The sequence below is a fragment of the Stenotrophomonas sp. 22692 genome, from assembly GCF_052045015.1.
GTDB classification, from domain to species: domain Bacteria; phylum Pseudomonadota; class Gammaproteobacteria; order Xanthomonadales; family Xanthomonadaceae; genus Stenotrophomonas; species Stenotrophomonas geniculata.
Genome location: NZ_JBQEMR010000057.1, coordinates 1 through 17283, shown reverse-complemented (window position 1 = coordinate 17283; position 17283 = coordinate 1). Strand labels below are relative to the sequence as shown.

The window sequence follows — 17283 nt, the reverse complement described above, 5'->3', positions numbered from 1 at the left end:
CCCCCCCCCCCCCCCCCCCCCCCCCCCCCCCCCCCCCCCCCCCCCCCGCTACCGACTCACGCCTGCCAGCGCGTCTTCGCCAGCAGCTCGTCGTCCCAGTCGAAACCGAGCTGGCCTTCGCGCACGAACAGCGCGACGAAGTTGAGCAGGTTGCGCGCATACATCTCGCTGGCCTGCGTTGCACCGCGGCTGGCCAGGCCCAGCGGGCCATCGATGGTCACGCCCTGATGCTCGATGCACTGCCCCGGCTGGGTCAGTGCGCAGTTGCCGCCGCTCTCCGCCGCCAGATCCACGATCACGCTGCCGGTGGCCATGCCTTCCACCATTGCGGCAGTCACGATCGTCGGCGCCGGTCGCCCCGGAACCGCAGCGGTGCAGATCACCACATCCACACCACGCAGGTGGTCGGCCAGGCGGCGCTGCTGCTCGGCACGCTCTTCATCGGTCAACGCGCGCGCGTAACCGCCCTCGCCCGCCGCGCTCACCCCGAGGTCGAGAAAGCGCGCGCCCAGCGACTGGATCTGCTCGCGGGTTTCCGGGCGCACGTCGAAGCCTTCCACCTGCGCACCAAGACGCCGGGCAGTGGCAATGGCCTGCAGGCCCGCCACGCCCGCACCGATCACCAGCACCTTGGCCGGTCGCACGGTGCCGGCAGCAGTGGTCAGCATCGGGAAGAAACGGGGCGCGCGTTCGGCCGCGATCAGCGCCGCCTTGTAGCCGGCCATGCCGGCCTGCGAACTGAGCACGTCCATCGCCTGCGCACGGGTGGTGCGCGGCAGCTGCTGCAGCGGGAACAGCTGCAGGCGGTCGCCAGCGGCCAATGCCGCAAGCGCCGGATCACTGGCCGGGGCCAGCAGGCCAACCACGCTGGCAGCGGGCTTGAGCTGCTCCAGGACCAACGCCGGCGGCGCCTGCACGCACAGCAGGATGTCGATCTCGCCCCAACGGCCCGCGTCGAACACACGTGCGCCGGCATCGTCATAGGCCGCATCGGTGAAGCCTGCGGCCAAGCCGGCGCCAGCCTCGTACCAGACGGTAATGCCGAGGGCACCGAGCTTGCGCGCGGTTTCCGGCGTCAACGCCACGCGCCGTTCGCCCGGCGCGGTCTCCTTGATCCCCAGCAACGCCACGGCCATGCAGGTCCCCGCTGATCGGTGAGTTTTCCCGATCCTAGCAGGCAGCCACCGCTCAGTGCAGGGTGGCGCTGCCCGGGTCCAGCCGATCGATCACACCCTGCATCGCGCTGTCGAAGGCGCCATCGTCGACGTGGGCGCGCAGCCGGCCCAGCCGCACCATCACCGCCAGTTCCTCCGGCGAGGCCACGCAGAAGCGCACGCCGCGGCGGTTGACGAACAGCAGGCGCGAGGAGATCGGGCTGACCCAGGACAGCTTGCCGGCCTGCACCTTGCCGTCCTTGTCGACGAAGTCCAGCCAGTTGCCGATTTCCATGCGGCGGAAGCGGTCGGCGTCGGCGTTGTCGAAGTCGTCGGCGTCGATCTGCCCGCCCAGCTCGACCGCGGGCGATTCAGCCACCGGCGGCGCCGGCAAGGCAACCTGCGGCAGTTCCGGCAGCGCGCGCTGCAGTTCCGGGCGCGATTCAGCAATGCCCTGCAGGGTGTCATGCAAGGCGTCGATGGCACCGGTGGCGGCATCGCCGTGCACGCCGACACTGGCAAATACCTTGGCCAGCACCGGCTGCCAGGCCTGCAGCCACGGCTTGCCGACGATCTGGCGGCGGGCCTCGGCCACTTCCTCCAGCAGGCCGTCAGCCAGGCTCAGTGCCTCGGCCACCGACGCGCCCTCCTCGCCCTCGCGCAGCAGCGCCAGGGTCAGGTGGTGCTGCCACGGCTGGCGCAGGAACTCGGCGATGGCCGGCGGCAGGGTGGCATCGCCGATGCGGCGGTCCAGTTCGGCACCGGCACGGCTGCGGGCCATTTCCAGCTTTTCCTGCCCGCGCTGCGTTTCGGCGGCGCGACGCTCGGCGATTTCCACGCGGCGGCGATGCTGCACGAGGAACTCGCGGAATTCTTCTTCCAGGGTCAGGAAGATCGCCAGGTTCTCGTTGAACTCGGCCACCAGCCGTTCGATGATCTCCTCGACCTTGGCCATCAGCATGCGCTCGGCCTGGCTTTCGCCGGTATTGCCTTCGCAGGCTTCGGCCAGCGAGTTGAGCAGCTTGCGTGCCGGGTGGGTCTTCTGCACGAACATGCGGCGGTCGAGCATCGCCACCTTGACGAAGGGCACCACCAGGCGGCCGATCAACTCGCGTGAGCGGCCTTCCAGCTCGCGTTCGTCCAGCATCACGTCGAACAGCATGCCGACCAGATCAATCGCGTCCTCGTCCTGCGGGTCCAGCCGGGTCTGGCCGGGATCGACGCCAAGCCGGGTGGCGCTGGACAGCACTTCACTCTTCAATCGCTGCGCCAACGATTCGCCGTCCTCGCCGATGGCCGCACGCAGCGTCGCACTGGGCGTGGCCTGCAGCAGCGACAGCACCGACATCATCTCGCGCTGGCTCAACGGGCGGTGCTGGCCAACCGCGACCTGCGCGGCCGAGGTGGCGTCCTCGCGAACATGGCGGGTCTGCTGCAGCAGCTCATGCAGGGCCTCCAGCAACATCCCCTGCTGGCCGGCATACGCCTCGCCGCTGCCGGCATCCTCGCCCCCGAGGTGCTGCTGCATGTGGCCACGGCGCTCGGACCAGCGCGCGGCGAACCGCTGCGCCCAGGCCGGCGCGGCCTGTTCATCATCGCTGAATTCGGATTCGAAGCCCGCCGCGTGGCGCGGCTCGACCAGATCGTCCGCCCCCGGCGCCATGCGCGGGTCGGGCGCGGCCGACAGCGGACGCCGCGGCGCCCCCATCTGCGACATCACGCCAGCGGCGGCCAGCTGCTCGTCCAGCTTCTCGTAGATGCGGCCCACCGGCGCGCGCAGGTCGCGTTCGCACAGCTTGATCAGCACCAGGTGCACTTCCGGCGCCAGCTCGCAGCCGGCAAAGGCCTCATGGATGGCCACACCCAGGTGCTCGGGGCTGACCGGATTGTGGTCGGCATCCAGCTCGGCGCCGCCGATCAAGCGGCCCAGGCGCCGGTCCAGCCGCGCCAGCACCGGCTTGAAGTCGCGCAGCAGCACGGTGGCGAAATTGCGCACCGCCAGCCTCGACTCCAGTACATGTTCAGCCAGCAGGCTCAGGCCATCCTCGGCCGGTCCGGACAGGGTGGCTTCGGCCGACAGCGGCTCGCCACTGGCCAGTGCATCCCAGGCCCGCTGCAGGTGGCCGGCAAAGGCGGCGGCGATGTCCTCACGGCGGCGGCGCAGCTCGCGCATCGCATCCAGGAACAGCAGCTGCGACGAGCCTGCATTGCCGGCCCGGTCGAACAGTGCATCGTCGAAACGCGCCAGTGCGGCCCCGAAAGCCTGGCACAGCGCCGGCAGGACCATGTCCCGGGCACGCTGAAGCTGGACCGGGTCACGGCCCGGCGATCCCATCGGTGTGGGCGCGCTCATCATTCGGGAAGGCTCCCCACCTTCTCTGATACGACAGACAGCATGGACATCGCGACGACCGGCACACCCCATGTACCGGTACGTCGATGGTAGGCCGGCCAGCCCGTCACGGACAGTGAAACAGTCCTCACTTCAAACCTCATGACCGGCGGCCCGGCAAGATAGATATCGTAAGCCGTGCGAGGCCCACGAGGCGAGAGGAAGCGGTCGTCCCATTCCCGCCAGTGGCATGATGTTCATCACAGTTTGATATTCAGGGGCGAGACGCGACACAGACGGCGTCATTGACCACCCCGACTATAATCAAACACCCGTGATGACCGGTTCAGATTCCATGCCCGACCCCGCTGCCCTGCTTGCCCTGGATGCCCGCCGCTCGGTGCCCTCGCGGCAACTGGGCGAGCCCGGACCGGATCCGGCCACCCTGCAGCGCATGCTGGCCTCGGCCGTGCGCGTGCCCGACCACGGCAAGCGCGTACCGTTCCGCTTCCTGAAGATCGCCGGCGATGCACGTCACACTCTGGGCGACTTCCTGGCCGAGCGCAGCCGCCAGCGCGACCCGCATGCCGGTGAGGCGGTATTCGAAAAGGACCGCCAGCGTTTCAGCCATGCGCCGCTGGTGATCGTGGTGGTGGCCAGTCCGCGTCCGGACCCGAAAGTGCCCGAACAGGAACAGCTGATGACCGCCGGCTGCGTCTGCTTCGCCCTGCTGCAGGCCGCGCAGGCGCTGGGCTTCGGTGCGCAGTGGCTGACCGCATGGATGGCCTTCGACCCGGCCGTGCAGGCCTATCTGGGGCTGTCCGAGGGCGAAGGCATCGCCGGTTTCATCCATATCGGCACGCCGAAGGCCGCCGTCCCCGAACGCGAGCGCCCCGATCCGGCGGCCCTGCTGCGTGACTGGACGCCGCCAGCATGAGCCTGCCGGCAGCGCCGCCCTCGCTGTACCTGGTCGACGCCAGCATCTACGTGTTCCGCGCCTGGCACTCGCTGCCGGACCAGTTCCAGGACGCGCAGGGCTGGCCGACCAACGCGGTGCACGGCTTCGCCCGCTTCCTGCTGGACCTGCTCGAGCGCGAGCGCCCGCGGCACATCGCCATCGCCTTCGACGAAGCACTGGACAGTGGCTTCCGCCACCGCCTGTATCCGGCCTACAAGGCCAACCGCGACCCGGCGCCGGAGGCGCTCAAGCGCCAGTTCGTGCACTGCAAGGCGCTGTGCGCGGCGTTGGGCCTTGCAGTGCTGGCCCACCACGAATACGAGGCCGATGACCTGATCGGCAGCGCGCTGCACGTCCACCGTGGCAGCCACCGCGGGGTGATCATTTCCGCCGACAAGGACCTCTCGCAGCTGCTGCTGGATCACGACGAGCAGTGGGACTACGCCCGCAACCAGCGCTGGGACGTGGCCGGAGTGAAGGCGCGGCACGGCGTGCACGCCCACCAGATTGCCGACTACCTGGCACTGTGCGGCGATGCGGTGGACAACATTCCCGGCGTCAGTGGTGTCGGCAGCAAGTCCGCCGCCGTGCTGCTGGCCCATTTCGGCAGCATGGATGCGCTGTACGAACGCCTGGACGAAGTGCCGTTCCTGCGCCTGCGCGGTGCCGCGCAGATGGCCGTGCGCCTGCGCGAACAGCGCGAGCACGCCCTGCTCTGGCGCCAGCTGACCACCATCGCGCTGGACGCACCTCTGGAAGGCAGCCAGCCCGGCCTGCTGCGCCAGGCGGCCGACCCGGAGCTGCTCGGTGGCCTGTGCCAGGCCCTGCGCTTCGGCCCGATGACCCGCCGTCGGCTGTTCGATGCCGCCGGCGTACCCGACATTCTTCCCACCCACAGCGAGCCCGCATGAGCCAGCGCAACACCGAAGCCCCGCGTGTCGTCTATGAAGGCAAGTACCAGCGCATGCTGGTGCGCGGCACCTGGGAGTACAGCGAACGCACCCATGCCGGCGGCCTGGCAGCGATCATCATCGCCGTCACCCCCGAGGACAACGTGCTGTTCGTCGAGCAGTTCCGCGTGCCGCTGCAGGCCCCCACCATCGAGATGCCGGCCGGCCTGGTCGGCGACATCCACGCGGGCGAGTCGATCGAAGTCTCGGCGGTGCGCGAGCTGGAGGAAGAAACCGGCTGGACCGCCGACCACGCCGAAGTGCTGATGATCGGCCCGACGTCCTCTGGCGCCAGCAGCGAGAAGATCGCCTTCGTGCGCGCCACCGGCCTGCGCCGTGTCGGCGAGGGCGGTGGTGACGACAGCGAAGACATCACCGTGCACGAGATTCCGCGTGCTCGAGCGGCTGCCTGGCTGGTAGAGAAAATGGGCGAAGGCTACGAGCTGGATGCCAAGCTCTGGGCCGGGCTGTGGATGATCGAGCACCATCTGGACGGACGCCCGCGTGGCTGACGCCGACCTGCACGCACTGCCGGCCCTGCTCGGCGCAGACGACCCGGCGATCCACACGATCCACCGGCCGCAGGGCGCCTCCCCGTTCCTGCTGCTGGCCGACCACGCCGGCCAGCGGGTGCCGCGCGTCCTCGCAGGCCTGGGCTTGCCGCAGGCCGAACTGGACCGCCATATCGGCTGGGACATCGGCATTGCCGGCACCACCCGCGCACTGTCCGAACGGCTGGATGCCTGGGCGATCGAACAGACCTATTCGCGGCTGCTGATCGACTGCAACCGCCCGCTGGCGTCGCCAACGCTGATTCCGGAAGTGAGCGACCACACGGTGGTGCCAGGCAATGCCGGGCTGTCGGCAGCGCAGCGGCAACAACGCATCGAAGCGATCCACGCGCCCTACCACGCGCGCATCGACGCCGAGCTTGATGCACGCCGTGATGCAGGCCGCCCCACGCTGCTGGTGATGATGCACAGCTTCACTCCAGCGATGAACGGCATGCAGCGGCCGTGGCATGCCGGCGTGCTGTACCACCAGGACACGCGTTTTGCCCATGCGCTGCTGCAGGCACTGCGCGACGAGGGCGACCTGGTGGTGGGTGACAATGAGCCGTATTCGGTCAGCAGTACCAGTGACTATGCGGTGCCGGTGCATGGCGAAGGCCGTGGCCTGGTGCACGTGGAGCTGGAGATCCGCCAGGACCTGATTGCCGACGTGGCCGGGCAGCAGGCGTGGGCGGAGCGGCTGGCGCGGATCTTCAGCGCATTGCAGCCGCAGTTGCTGGCGTTTGGTTGAACGTCATCCACCCGACCGAAGCTCGGTAGCGCCGGGCCACGCCCGGCGAGCCGCATCGCGGCGGCGCAACGGAATGCCGCCGGGCATGGCCCGGCGCTACCGCAGCGTAGGCGCGTCCATCCACGGGAACGGCTTGAACGCGTGCACCTGCACGGTCGCACCGATCGCTTCGAAATCATCCTTGAACGCCTGCGCGCGGCGACGATCCAGCGCTTTACCCAGCACCAGCGGCAACGCGCGGCAGCACGCCAACGCCTCGCCCACCGGAATCTCCAGCAGGCGCGCCACGCACTGGGCTGCGGCTTTGATCTGCCCCTGCGGGCACGCTCTCAGCGTCAGATCGAAGGACGCGAAGATGCCTGTGCCCACACCCGCCGCGCGCGCAGCCACCTGTTCCGCAGCTTCCGCTTCGCCCAGGGCCTCGTCGATACCCTCGACCTGCTGGAACGCGTCGTACTCGGCGTAGTACGCCAGCGCCTGTGCGTAGTCCTGCAGCGACGACAGCGGGCGTTGCCGCTTCTGCACATCCAGCACGTCGGCAAACGTCGCCGGTTCCAGATACGGGAACAGCCCCATCGCTGCCGAAGCGGCCGATCGCTCGCCATCGTCATCCAGCGCTTCATCACTGGATGACGGCAACCACAGCCGTGCCGCCAGCAGGTCCTCGTCGCTGGCCATCACCCAGCCGAAGGCGTTCCACACCTCATCATCATCGTTGCAGGCGGCGAAGGCATGCAGGGTCTGTCGCAGGTCCAGCAGTTCGATCATGCGTCGGTGCTCAGGCAGGCGGTCGCTGCCGAGTCTACCGGCGCCGGGCGCAGGCCCAGCGCGATCACCACGCCGAGCGCGGCGAACAGCGCGGCGCCGTACTGTGCATTGACCATGCCCTGCAGGGCATCGGGACTGGTTGCTGCCTGCGTGCCGCGCGCGGCGTTGGCGATCATCACCAGTACCGCCAATCCCAAGGCGCCGCCGATCTGCTGGGCGGTGGCCGCCATGCCGGACGCGACACCTTGCTGCGGTCCCGGCACACCCTGCCCGGCCACGATCCACATCGCCGTCCAGCTCATGCCCTGGCCGATGCTGAGCACCACGATGCCCGGCAGCAGCGGCCAGTAGCCGGCGCCATGCGGCATTGCCAGCGCCACCGCGGCGATGCCGATGGCACCGGCGGCGAAGCCCCGGGCCAGCACCTGCCGTGGCGAACGGCGCCGCAGCATGCGTTCGGCAATACGGATGCCGAAGGTGCACACCAGCGTCGGCAGCAGGAACGCCATGCCAGCCTGCAGCGGGCTCCAGCCATAGCCATCCTGGAAGTACAGCGCCAGGAAGTAGTACTGCACGCCGTAGCTGCTCATGAAGGCAAAGGTCAGGCCCAGTGCCGCGCGCAGGCCGGGCAGGCGCAGCAGCGAAAACTGCATCAGCGGATCACGGCTGCGCTTCTCGATCCGCACGAACACGGTCAGCAGTACCGCTGAAAGCAGCAGGCAGATGAGCGTGGCCGGCGCCGTCCAGCCCCACTCCGGCCCTTGCACCAGGGTGGTAACCAGCAGGCTGCCGCCGGCGGTGACGGTGAGGCAGCCGGCCAGGTCGAACGAGCGCCCCTGCACTCGGGGACCATCGGCCGGCAGCCACGCACCGGCGGCGACGGCGCAGGCGGTGGCCAACGGCACGATCACCGCCAGCACCGCCGGCCAGCCGAATGCCTGGGTCAATACGCCACCCAGAAGCGTGCCCAGCGCCAGGCCGACAGCGCTGGCCATGCTCCAGATCGCCAGCGCGCGGTTGCGCACCGGACCTTCGGCGTACAGCGTGTTGATCAATGCCAGCGTAGCCGGGAACAGCAGCGCCGCACCGACGCCCTGTGCGGCACGCGCGATGATCAGCAGTGTCGCATTCGGCGCCAGCGCACCAAGCAGCGAGGCCAGTGCGAACAGCAGCATGCCCAGCCGGTAGAAACGGCGGCGGCCGACCAGGTCGGCGGCACGGCCCCCCAGCAGCAGGCTGCCGCCGAAGGCGACGGTGTAGGCACTGACCACCCATTGCAGCTGCTGCGCATTGATCTGCAGCGCGCGGCCCATGTCGTGCAGGGCGACGAAGATGATGGTGGCGTCCAGGGCGATGATCAGCTGCGCGGTGGCCAGCAGGGTCAGCGCCCAGCGCGGGTATTTGAGGGGAGGCATCGGCGGGTTGGAGCGGTGGGGGGAGCGCAGTCTCATTGATGCGGACAACTCAATAAACCCCCTGCCGCCCATATCTGTCATGATTTTCAGCATGAATGCAGCCTCGATGGACCTCAATGCGGTGCGCATGCTGGTGCAGGTCGCCGAAGCACGCAGCTTCACGGTGGCCGCCGGCCAGCTCGGCCTGAGCCAGTCCGGCCTGTCCCGCGCGATCGGCCGGCTGGAGGCCACGCTGGGGGTGAAGCTGCTGCAGCGGAATACCCGCAACGTGGCGCTGACCCCGGATGGCCGCCAGTTCGTGGAACAGGTGGCCCCCCTGCTGGCCGGCCTGGACGATGCCGAGCGGCAACTGGCCGACCGCCCGTGCACGCCCTCGGGCACGTTGAAGATCAGTGCGCCGTCGATGTTCGGGCGCAAGGTGCTGGTGCCGATGCTGGCGCCGTTGCTGCAACAGCATCCGCAGCTGCAGGTGGAAGCCGTGCTCAGCGACCGCCTGGTCGATCTGGTTGAAGAAGGTTTCGATGCCGCGCTGCGCACCGGCGTCATCGCCGACCAGCGCATCGTCGCGCGGCCCTTGCGGCCGCTGCGCTGGGTGACAGTGGCCAGCCCCGCCTATCTGGCCCGCTGTGGCACACCGGGCGATGTAGCCTCGCTGCAGGATCACGCCTGCCTGGCGGTGCGCAACCTGCGCAGTGGCCGGCTGGTGGACTGGCAGTTTCTGCAGGACGGGCAACTGCGTGAGGTCACACCACCGACGCGGATGGTGTTCGACAGCGGCGATCCGCTGGTGGAAGCGGCCATCGCCGGTATCGGCATCGTGCAGGTGATGGATTTCGCGGTGGCCGATGCGTTGGCCGACGGCCGCCTGCAGCGCGTGCTGCAGCCCTTCGAGGGCCGCAGCCGCGAACTGTCGTTGATCTACCCGCCGTCGCGCCAGCATTCGCCGAAGCTTCAGGTGCTGGCCGACGCGTTGCTGGCCGGGGTCTGGTAGCGCCGGCCGCTGGCCGGCGTCTGCGCGATCCAACCCTTTCCCGGTTGCCGGCCAGCGGCCGGCACTACCGATCAGGCAAAGCTGTCGGTGGCGCGTACCAGCGCATCCACGTTCTCGGCCTCGAACGCCGAGTGGCCCGAGGCCGGGGTGATTTCCAGCTTCGCCTTCGGCCACACCTTGGTCAGGTCCCAGGCGTTGGCCAGCGGGCAGACCACGTCGTAGCGGCCGTGCACGATCACGCCCGGAATATCGGCGATGCGGTGCGCGTCGCGCAGCAGCTGGTCTTCCACTTCGAAGAAGCCGCCGTTGACGAAGTAGTGGTTCTCGATGCGGGCGAACGCCAGCGCGAAGTGCGGGTCTTCATGGCTGTTGATGAAGTCGTCATCGACGTGCAGGAAGCTGGTCGCGCCTTCCCACACCGCCCACGCCTTGGCCGCTTCCAGGCGGGTGGTTTCATCGTCGCTGGTCAGGCGGCGGTGGAAGGCCGAGATCAGGTCATGACGCTCCACCGACGGAATCGGCTTCAGGTAGTGCTCCCACGCATCCGGGAACAGGCGGTTGGCGCCTTCCTGGTAGAACCATTCCAGCTCCCAGCGACGCAGCATGAAGATGCCGCGCAGGACCAGTTCGGTCACACGCTGCGGGTGGGTTTCGGCGTAGGCCAGGGCCAGGGTCGAGCCCCAGCTGCCACCGAACACCTGCCAGCGATCGACCTTGAGGTGTTCGCGCAGCTTCTCGATATCGGCAACGAGGTCCCAGGTGGTGTTGTCCACCAGATCCGCGTGCGGGGTGGAACGGCCGGCACCGCGCTGGTCGAACAGGATGATGCGGTACTTGGACGGGTCGTGGAACTGGCGCATCTTGTCGCTGCAGCCGCCGCCCGGGCCACCGTGCAGCATCACCACCGGCTTGCCGTCCGGGTTGCCGCACTGTTCGAAGTACAGGGTGTGGCGATCGTCGACCTTCAGGGTGCCGACGTCGTAGGGGGTGATGGCGGGGTACAGCGTACGCATGCGTGCAGCTCCAGGGTGATGCCCTGCCGGGGCAGGAGAACCTCCATTCTAGGCCGGACGCCGGCCCAGGGTGATGCGGTCGCGCTGCTCCAGGTCCTGCACGGTCTGCACCTCGACAAAACCCGCCGCGTCGAACAGCGCGCGGATCGCCTCGCCCTGGTCCCAACCGTGCTCGATCAGCAGCCAACCATCAGGCAGCAGGTGGGCCTGGCCACCGTCGACGATGCGGCGGATGTCATCCAGGCCATCCGGACCCGAGGCCAGCGCGGTGGCCGGTTCGAAGCGCAGGTCACCCTGTTCCAGGTGCGGGTCGTCGCTGGCGATGTACGGTGGGTTGCTGGCAATCAGGTCGAAACGCGCACCCTGCAGCGGCGCATACCAGTCGTGCCCGCCCTCGGCGAAGCGCACGTTGCGCAGTTCATGGCGCGCGGCGTTGCGCTTGGCCACGGCCAGCGCGCCCGGGCTGGCATCGGTGGCCAGCACCTGCGCCTGCGGCCGCTCGCTGGCCAGCGCCAAGGCGATCGCACCGCTGCCGGTGCCGAGGTCGGCCACCTGCAGGTCGCGATTGGCCGGCAGGCGCTCGAGCGCCAGTTCCACCAGCAGCTCGGTTTCCGGGCGCGGAATCAGCGTGGCCGGGTCGACCTCCAGGTCCAGCGTCCAGAAACCGCGGCGGCCGGTCAGGTAGGCCACCGGCTCACCGGCCACGCGGCGGGCCAGCAGTGCTTCGAAGGTGGCCTGTTCGGCAGCGGCCAGCGGATCGGTGGCATGGGCGAACAGCCAGCTACGCGGGCGCTCCAGTACGTGCAGCAGCAGCAGTTCGGCCTCGTGGCGGGCGTCGATGCCGCCCAGGCGGGCGCTGGCCTCGGCCACGATCTGGCGCAGGGTGGGTTCGGTTTGGGAAGACATGCCTCAATTGTAGAGCCGAGCCCATGCTCGGCTACTTCTGGAACAGCCGAGCGTAGGCTCTGCTCTACAGGTCCACAGCCGAGCATCGGCTCGGCTTACAGATCCACCGTCGAGCATGGCTCGACGCTACAAAAAGCTGGAATCCGTTCAGGTTTCGCCAGAGGACATAAGGAGGGGCTATCAGCCCTCTCCACACATCCCGGGCGATTTTCCTTGTCACACAAGCAGTTGCAGGATGGGAGCGGCATGGTTCAGTGCTGGCTCATGGCAATTTGATAGACTCCATCTATCAAATAGATGCAATCAATGGATTGTTCTTATCGCGAGCGAATCGGTAACCTAGCTCCTGTCGATTCACCCACTCCCCTTCACCAGAGGAAAAACGATGTCCCTGATCAACACCCAGATCCAGCCGTTCGAAGCCAACGCTTACCACAATGGCGAGTTCATCAAGGTTTCCGACGCCAGCCTGAAGGGCCAGTGGTCCGTCCTGATCTTCATGCCGGCCGCCTTCACCTTCAACTGCCCGACCGAGATCGAGGACGCGGCTGACCATTACGCCGAGTTCAAGAAGGCCGGCGCCGAGGTCTACATCGTCACCACCGATACCCACTTCTCGCACAAGGTGTGGCACGAAACCTCGCCGGCCGTCGGCAAGGCCCAGTTCCCGCTGGTCGGCGACCCGACCCACCAGCTCACCAATGCCTTCGGCGTGCACATTCCGGAAGAAGGCCTGGCCCTGCGCGGCACCTTCATCATCAACCCGGAAGGCGTGATCAAGACCCTGGAGATCCACTCCAACGAGATCGCCCGTGACGTCTCCGAGACCCTGCGCAAGCTGAAGGCTGCCCAGTTCACCGCCGCCAACCCGAACCAGGTCTGCCCGGCCAAGTGGAAGGAAGGCGAGAAGACCCTGACCCCGTCGCTGGACCTGGTCGGCAAGATCTAACGCAGTACCGGCCTGCCGTGGCTCCACGCCACGGCGCGCCTTTCATCCCCGTGCCGGTCCCCCCGCCGGCGTGGGGGTGAACCCAAGACAGCCAACGCGCGCCAGCCTTGGCCAGCCAGCCCCTTCCACGGTCGCTGTCTTGGGTTCACCCCTACCCCCTGCTGGTCCGCTACCTTCTACGGCGGTGCCACGCCCCCTGTTTGCCTGAAGCCAGGAGATGACCCGATGTTGGACGCCAACCTGCAGTCGCAGCTGAAGACCTATCTGGAGCGCGTGACCCGCCCGATCCAGATCACCGCGCACGCCGACGACGGCGCCAAGTCGCAGGAAATGCTGGAACTGCTGCAGACCCTGGAAAGCCTGTCGGACAAGATCTCGCTGCAGGTGCTGCGTGACGGCCAGGGCCGAGTGCCCTCGTTCGACCTGGGCACGCCGGGCCAGGATATCCACCTGACCTTCGCCGGCCTGCCGATGGGCCACGAGTTCACCTCGCTGGTGCTGGCCCTGCTGCAGGTGGGCGGCCACCCGTCCAAGGCCACCGCCGAGCTGATCGAGCAGGTGCAGAACCTGGAAGGCGAGTACCGGTTCGAAACCTACTTCTCGCTGTCCTGCCAGAACTGCCCGGACGTGGTGCAGGCGCTGAACCTGGCGGCGGTGCTCAACCCGCGCATCCAGCACGTGGCCATCGACGGTGCCCTGTTCCAGGACGAAGTCGAGAAGCGCGAGATCATGTCGGTGCCGACCGTTTACCTCAACGGTGAAGTGTTCGACCAGGGCCGCATGACCCTTGAGCAGATCGTGGCCAAGCTGGACACCAACGCCAGCAAGCGCGATGCCGAGAAGATCGCCGCCAAGGACGCCTTCGACGTGCTGGTGGTGGGCGGTGGCCCGGCTGGTGCGGCAGCAGCGATCTACGCCGCACGCAAGGGCATCCGCACCGGCATCGCCGCCGAGCGTTTCGGTGGCCAGGTGCTGGACACCATGGCGATCGAGAACTTCATTTCGGTGAAGGAGACCGAAGGCCCGAAGCTGGCCACGGCGCTGGAACAGCACGTGCGCGAGTACGAGGTGGACATCATGAACCTGCAGCGCGCCAGCGCGCTGGTGCCGGCCGGTGAAGACGGCCTGGTGCAGGTGCAGCTGGAGAACGGCGCGGTGCTGAAGTCGCGTTCGGTGATCCTGTCCACCGGCGCACGCTGGCGGCAGATGAACGTGCCGGGCGAGGACCAGTACCGCAACAAGGGCGTGGCCTACTGCCCGCATTGCGATGGCCCGCTGTTCAAGGGCAAGCGCGTGGCGGTGATCGGCGGCGGCAACTCCGGCGTGGAAGCGGCCATCGACCTGGCCGGCATCGTGTCGCATGTGACCCTGCTGGAATTCGATTCCAGCCTGCGCGCCGATGAAGTACTGCAGAAGAAGCTGCGCAGCCTGGCCAACGTCACCGTGCTGACCAGCGCGCAGACCACCGAGGTGCTGGGCGACGGCAGCCGTGTCACCGGCCTGGTCTACAAGGACCGTGTCGGCGGCGACGCCCACCGCGTCGAGCTGGAAGGCATCTTCGTGCAGATCGGCCTGCTGCCCAACACCGAGTGGCTGAAGGACACCGTGGCGCTGTCGCCGCTTGGCGAGGTCGTCATCGACGACCGCGGCCAGACCAACCTGCCGGGTGTGTTCGCTGCTGGCGATTGCACGACGGTACCCTACAAGCAGATCATCATCGCCATGGGCGCCGGTTCGACCGCCGCACTGAGCGCGTTCGACCACCTGATCCGCTCGTCGGTGAGCAGCAGCAGCGGTGCCGTTGCTGAAGCTGCCTGATCCACCGTTCCCAGATCACCGGGAACATTGTCTGCCTGTCGGGTAACCACGCCGTCAGCCGGTCCGTTACCCTTGGGGTGTAAGGATGAACCTACGTGATCTGAAGTACCTGGTAGCCCTGGCCGACCACAAGCATTTCGGCCGGGCTGCCGCCTCCTGCTTCGTCAGCCAGCCCACGCTGTCCACGCAGATCCGCAAGCTGGAAGAAGAGCTGGGCCTGCCGCTGGTGGAACGCGCACCGCGCAAGGTGATGCTGACCCCGGCCGGCCAGGAGGCTGCCGCGCGGGCGCGGGTGATCGTGTCCGAAGTGGAACAGCTGAAGGAAGCGGCGCGACGCAGCCGCGACCCGGAAGCCGGTACGGTGCGCCTGGGGATCTTCCCGACCCTGGGCCCGTACCTGCTGCCGCATGTGATCCCGCGCATCCGCGATCGCTTCCCGGAGCTGGAACTGCTGCTGGTCGAGGAAAAGAGCGATGTGCTGCTCGACCGCCTGCGCGAAGGCAAACTCGATGCTGCGCTGCTGGCCCTGCCGGTGATCGACGACCAGCTGCACGCCGAATTCCTGTTCGAGGAGCCGTTCCTGCTGGCTGTTTCCGGGCGCCACCCGCTGGCCCGTCGCGAACACCTGGACGTGCAGGAACTGGCCACGCAGAAGCTGCTGCTGCTGGAAGACGGGCATTGCCTGCGCGACCAGGCACTGGAAGTCTGCCGCCTGTTCGGTGCCAACGAGAAGTCCGAGTTCCGCGCCACCAGCCTGGAGACGCTGCGGCAGATGGTTGCCGCCGACGTCGGCATCACTTTGCTGCCGAGCCTGTCCGTGCAACCGCCGGTCCCGCGCTCGAACAACATCCGCCTGCTCGATTTCACCGGCGAAGGCCGTCCCAGCCGCCGCATCGCCATGATCTGGCGCCGCAGCTCGGCCATGAACGACTTCCTGATGGAGCTGGCCGACCAGTTCAAGCGCCTGCCGCAGGCGCTATTCACCCTGGAGGCGGTCAACACCGCCGGCGACACTGCCGCCCTGCCCGGCCCCGCGCTGAACGGCTGAGCCCCCGCAGTACCGGCCTGGAATCGGCAGGAGTCGATTCCGGCCGCATTTGTCCCCACAATACAGACAGGCGGCGCCAGCAGGTGCCGCCTTTTGCATGGCTTTCAACCAAGGAGCTTCACCATGAGTACCGCCAGCGGCCTGCCGCCGTCGATCACCGTTTCCACCTTCGACATGGACCGCCTGGACGCCATGCTCGAATCCCCTGCGCTGAGCCAGACGCCTGCCGCGCTCGCGCTTGCTGAAGAACTCAACCGTGCCACCGTGCTGGCACCGGACCAGATTCCCGAAGGCATCGTCATGATGCATTCGCGCGTGGAGTGCGAAGATGAAGTCTCGGGCGAGAAGCACGTCCTGACCCTGGTCTTCCCCCGCGAAGCCAACGTCGATGAAGGCAAGGTTTCCGTGCTGGCCCCGGTCGGCAGTGCCCTGCTCGGCCTTTCGATCGGCCAGAGCATCGACTGGAATGCGCCCGGCGGCCGCAAGCTGCGCCTGCGCGTGACCGCGGTCCACAACGACCGCCCCTGATTACCGCTGCGCACCGCGCGCGATTCGATCCCCCTGCACCAGGAGCCGTAATGAGTACCCCGTCCAAACTGTCCCAGCTGCGCGAACTGTCCGTGGTCGTTGCCGATACCGGTGACTACGACGCCATCAAGCGCCTGCAGCCGGTGGACTGCACCACCAACCCGACCCTGGTGAAGAAGGCGCTGGACCTGCCGGTCTACGCCGAGCTGATCGAACGCGAACTGGCCTGGGGCCGCCAGCAGAGTGGCGATCGCGAAGCCGTGGTGCATGCCGTGGCCGACCGCCTGACCATCGGCGTCGGCGCGCTGCTGAGCACGCTGGTGCCGGGCCGCGTGTCCACCGAAGTGGATGCCGACCAGGCTTACGACACCGCCGCCACCGTGGCCAAGGCCCGTCAGTTCATCCAGATGTACGCTGATGCAGGCGTGCCGCGCGAGAAGATCCTGATCAAGATCGCCGCGACCTGGGAAGGCGTGGAAGCCGCGCGCATCCTGCAGGCCGAGGGTATCGACTGCAACCTGACCCTGATCTTCAACCCGACCCAGGCGCTGGCCTGCAGCGAAGCCGGCGCGTTCCTGATCTCGCCGTTCGTCGGCCGCATCCTCGATTGGTACGTGGCCAACGGCCAGACCCCGGCCAGCATCGACGAAGACCCGGGCGTGAAGTTCGTGCGTGGCGTGTATGCCGAATTCAAGCGTCGCGGTTCGTCGACGGTGGTGATGGGTGCCTCGTTCCGTTCGACCGCGCAGATCGAAGCGCTGGCCGGCTGCGACCGCCTGACGATTTCGCCGGACCTGCTGGAGAAGCTGGACGCCGACCACGGCGAGCTGCCGCGCAAGCTGGTGGCCGGTGCCGCCGACGGCGTGGCGGTGACCCCGATCGATGCGGCGAAGTTCGCGGCGGATCTGGCGGCCGATCCGATGGCGACCGAGAAGCTGGCGACGGGTATCGAGGCGTTTGCCAAGGATCTGGAAGCGCTGCGTCAGCGGATCCGCGAGGCACTGTGAGGGTTCCGGCCAACGGCTGAGCCCCTCGTGGCGGGGGGCTTGGTCGCGAAGAGCGGGTCATGTGGTTGGCAGGGTGGGTAGGCCGTGCAGGGGACGCTGCAAGTACGTCCCTGTAAGCTCGGTCGCCGCATCCATGCGGCTCAC

The 17283-nt window shown here is 67.9% G+C and carries 16 protein-coding genes; 10 read left to right on the top strand and 6 right to left on the bottom strand.

Features of this window, described 5'->3' with window-relative positions:
* Positions 1-56: 56 nt before the first annotated feature.
* Both ACTJJM_RS20320 and ACTJJM_RS20315 read right to left on the bottom strand, forming a co-directional pair.
* Positions 57-1136, bottom strand: coding sequence for an NAD(P) transhydrogenase subunit alpha (locus ACTJJM_RS20320; protein WP_019338112.1), 1080 nt, complete (start codon positions 1134-1136; stop codon positions 57-59).
* A 52-nt stretch (positions 1137-1188) separates the two neighbouring features.
* Positions 1189-3510: a DUF1631 domain-containing protein gene (locus ACTJJM_RS20315; RefSeq protein WP_049453825.1), complete on the bottom strand. Its 2322-nt coding sequence runs from the start codon at positions 3508-3510 to the stop codon at positions 1189-1191.
* Positions 3511-3841: 331 nt separating this feature from the next.
* Between ACTJJM_RS20315 and ACTJJM_RS20310 the strand changes: the two genes are divergently transcribed.
* From ACTJJM_RS20310 to ACTJJM_RS20295, 4 genes are read left to right on the top strand one after another with little or no spacing between them, the layout of a single operon-like run.
* Positions 3842-4423 (top strand): nitroreductase family protein, encoded by a 582-nt coding sequence (locus tag ACTJJM_RS20310; protein ID WP_010481787.1) that lies wholly within the window; start codon positions 3842-3844, stop codon positions 4421-4423.
* Positions 4420-5355, top strand: coding sequence for a 5'-3' exonuclease (locus tag ACTJJM_RS20305; RefSeq protein WP_019338109.1), 936 nt, complete (start codon positions 4420-4422; stop codon positions 5353-5355). The genes ACTJJM_RS20310 and ACTJJM_RS20305 overlap by 4 nt, the downstream gene beginning before the upstream one ends.
* Entirely contained in the window at positions 5352-5906 is a 555-nt protein-coding gene (locus ACTJJM_RS20300; RefSeq protein ID WP_440865927.1) for an NUDIX hydrolase, read from the top strand. The genes ACTJJM_RS20305 and ACTJJM_RS20300 overlap by 4 nt, the downstream gene beginning before the upstream one ends.
* Complete coding sequence (locus ACTJJM_RS20295) at positions 5899-6696, top strand: N-formylglutamate amidohydrolase (RefSeq protein WP_418081232.1); 798 nt, start codon at positions 5899-5901, stop codon at positions 6694-6696. The genes ACTJJM_RS20300 and ACTJJM_RS20295 overlap by 8 nt, the downstream gene beginning before the upstream one ends.
* A gap of 96 nt (positions 6697-6792) precedes the next feature.
* Here the strand turns inward: ACTJJM_RS20295 and ACTJJM_RS20290 are convergent, their stop codons facing one another.
* Positions 6793-7464: a DUF7716 domain-containing protein gene (locus ACTJJM_RS20290; RefSeq protein WP_241885809.1), complete on the bottom strand. Its 672-nt coding sequence runs from the start codon at positions 7462-7464 to the stop codon at positions 6793-6795.
* The gene (locus ACTJJM_RS20285) at positions 7461-8879 is read right to left on the bottom strand and encodes an MFS transporter (RefSeq protein WP_126560324.1); all 1419 of its coding nucleotides are present in this window, start codon (positions 8877-8879) and stop codon (positions 7461-7463) included. The genes ACTJJM_RS20290 and ACTJJM_RS20285 overlap by 4 nt, the downstream gene beginning before the upstream one ends.
* Before the next feature lie 106 nt (positions 8880-8985).
* Here ACTJJM_RS20285 and ACTJJM_RS20280 point away from each other — a divergent pair, with 106 nt between their 5' ends.
* Positions 8986-9870, top strand: a complete 885-nt coding sequence (locus tag ACTJJM_RS20280) for a LysR family transcriptional regulator (protein ID WP_440865928.1) — start codon at positions 8986-8988, stop codon at positions 9868-9870.
* Between the two features lie 71 nt (positions 9871-9941).
* Here the strand turns inward: ACTJJM_RS20280 and pip are convergent, their stop codons facing one another.
* Both pip and prmC read right to left on the bottom strand, forming a co-directional pair.
* Complete coding sequence (pip, locus tag ACTJJM_RS20275; protein WP_014646006.1) at positions 9942-10883, bottom strand: prolyl aminopeptidase; 942 nt, start codon at positions 10881-10883, stop codon at positions 9942-9944.
* A 48-nt stretch (positions 10884-10931) separates the two neighbouring features.
* Positions 10932-11789, bottom strand: a complete 858-nt coding sequence (gene prmC / locus ACTJJM_RS20270; protein ID WP_010481802.1) for a peptide chain release factor N(5)-glutamine methyltransferase — start codon at positions 11787-11789, stop codon at positions 10932-10934.
* A gap of 385 nt (positions 11790-12174) precedes the next feature.
* Between prmC and ahpC the strand changes: the two genes are divergently transcribed.
* The 5 genes from ahpC to ACTJJM_RS20245 all read left to right on the top strand — a co-directional run bounded on the left by ahpC (position 12175) and on the right by ACTJJM_RS20245 (position 17139).
* Positions 12175-12738, top strand: a complete 564-nt coding sequence (gene ahpC / locus ACTJJM_RS20265) for an alkyl hydroperoxide reductase subunit C (protein WP_005408159.1) — start codon at positions 12175-12177, stop codon at positions 12736-12738.
* Positions 12739-12963: 225 nt separating this feature from the next.
* Positions 12964-14556, top strand: coding sequence for an alkyl hydroperoxide reductase subunit F (gene ahpF, locus ACTJJM_RS20260; RefSeq protein ID WP_440865926.1), 1593 nt, complete (start codon positions 12964-12966; stop codon positions 14554-14556).
* An 85-nt stretch (positions 14557-14641) separates the two neighbouring features.
* Positions 14642-15604, top strand: a complete 963-nt coding sequence (locus tag ACTJJM_RS20255; RefSeq protein ID WP_010481807.1) for a LysR substrate-binding domain-containing protein — start codon at positions 14642-14644, stop codon at positions 15602-15604.
* Positions 15605-15727: 123 nt separating this feature from the next.
* Positions 15728-16132 carry a nucleoside diphosphate kinase regulator gene (rnk, locus tag ACTJJM_RS20250; RefSeq protein ID WP_005408156.1) on the top strand — a complete coding sequence of 135 codons (405 nt, stop codon included), beginning with the start codon at positions 15728-15730 and terminating at the stop codon, positions 16130-16132.
* A gap of 50 nt (positions 16133-16182) precedes the next feature.
* Positions 16183-17139: a transaldolase gene (locus ACTJJM_RS20245; protein WP_125438309.1), complete on the top strand. Its 957-nt coding sequence runs from the start codon at positions 16183-16185 to the stop codon at positions 17137-17139.
* Positions 17140-17283 lie beyond the last annotated feature (144 nt).

Bases quoted from the DNA above. Each gene is read 5' to 3' on its own strand.
- ACTJJM_RS20290 (WP_241885809.1), bottom strand. From the start codon at position 7,464: ATGATCGAACTGCTGGACCTGCGACAGACCCTGCATGCCTTCGCCGCC.
- ACTJJM_RS20245 (WP_125438309.1), top strand. From the start codon at position 16,183: ATGAGTACCCCGTCCAAACTGTCCCAGCTGCGCGAACTGTCCGTGGTC.
- prmC (WP_010481802.1), bottom strand. From the start codon at position 11,789: ATGTCTTCCCAAACCGAACCCACCCTGCGCCAGATCGTGGCCGAGGCC.
- pip (WP_014646006.1), bottom strand. From the start codon at position 10,883: ATGCGTACGCTGTACCCCGCCATCACCCCCTACGACGTCGGCACCCTG.
- ACTJJM_RS20280 (WP_440865928.1), top strand. From the start codon at position 8,986: ATGGACCTCAATGCGGTGCGCATGCTGGTGCAGGTCGCCGAAGCACGC.
- ACTJJM_RS20310 (WP_010481787.1), top strand. From the start codon at position 3,842: ATGCCCGACCCCGCTGCCCTGCTTGCCCTGGATGCCCGCCGCTCGGTG.
- ACTJJM_RS20315 (WP_049453825.1), bottom strand. From the start codon at position 3,510: ATGATGAGCGCGCCCACACCGATGGGATCGCCGGGCCGTGACCCGGTC.
- ACTJJM_RS20320 (WP_019338112.1), bottom strand. From the start codon at position 1,136: ATGGCCGTGGCGTTGCTGGGGATCAAGGAGACCGCGCCGGGCGAACGG.
- ACTJJM_RS20300 (WP_440865927.1), top strand. From the start codon at position 5,352: ATGAGCCAGCGCAACACCGAAGCCCCGCGTGTCGTCTATGAAGGCAAG.
- ahpC (WP_005408159.1), top strand. From the start codon at position 12,175: ATGTCCCTGATCAACACCCAGATCCAGCCGTTCGAAGCCAACGCTTAC.
- ahpF (WP_440865926.1), top strand. From the start codon at position 12,964: ATGTTGGACGCCAACCTGCAGTCGCAGCTGAAGACCTATCTGGAGCGC.
- ACTJJM_RS20255 (WP_010481807.1), top strand. From the start codon at position 14,642: ATGAACCTACGTGATCTGAAGTACCTGGTAGCCCTGGCCGACCACAAG.
- ACTJJM_RS20305 (WP_019338109.1), top strand. From the start codon at position 4,420: ATGAGCCTGCCGGCAGCGCCGCCCTCGCTGTACCTGGTCGACGCCAGC.
- rnk (WP_005408156.1), top strand. From the start codon at position 15,728: ATGAGTACCGCCAGCGGCCTGCCGCCGTCGATCACCGTTTCCACCTTC.
- ACTJJM_RS20285 (WP_126560324.1), bottom strand. From the start codon at position 8,879: ATGCCTCCCCTCAAATACCCGCGCTGGGCGCTGACCCTGCTGGCCACC.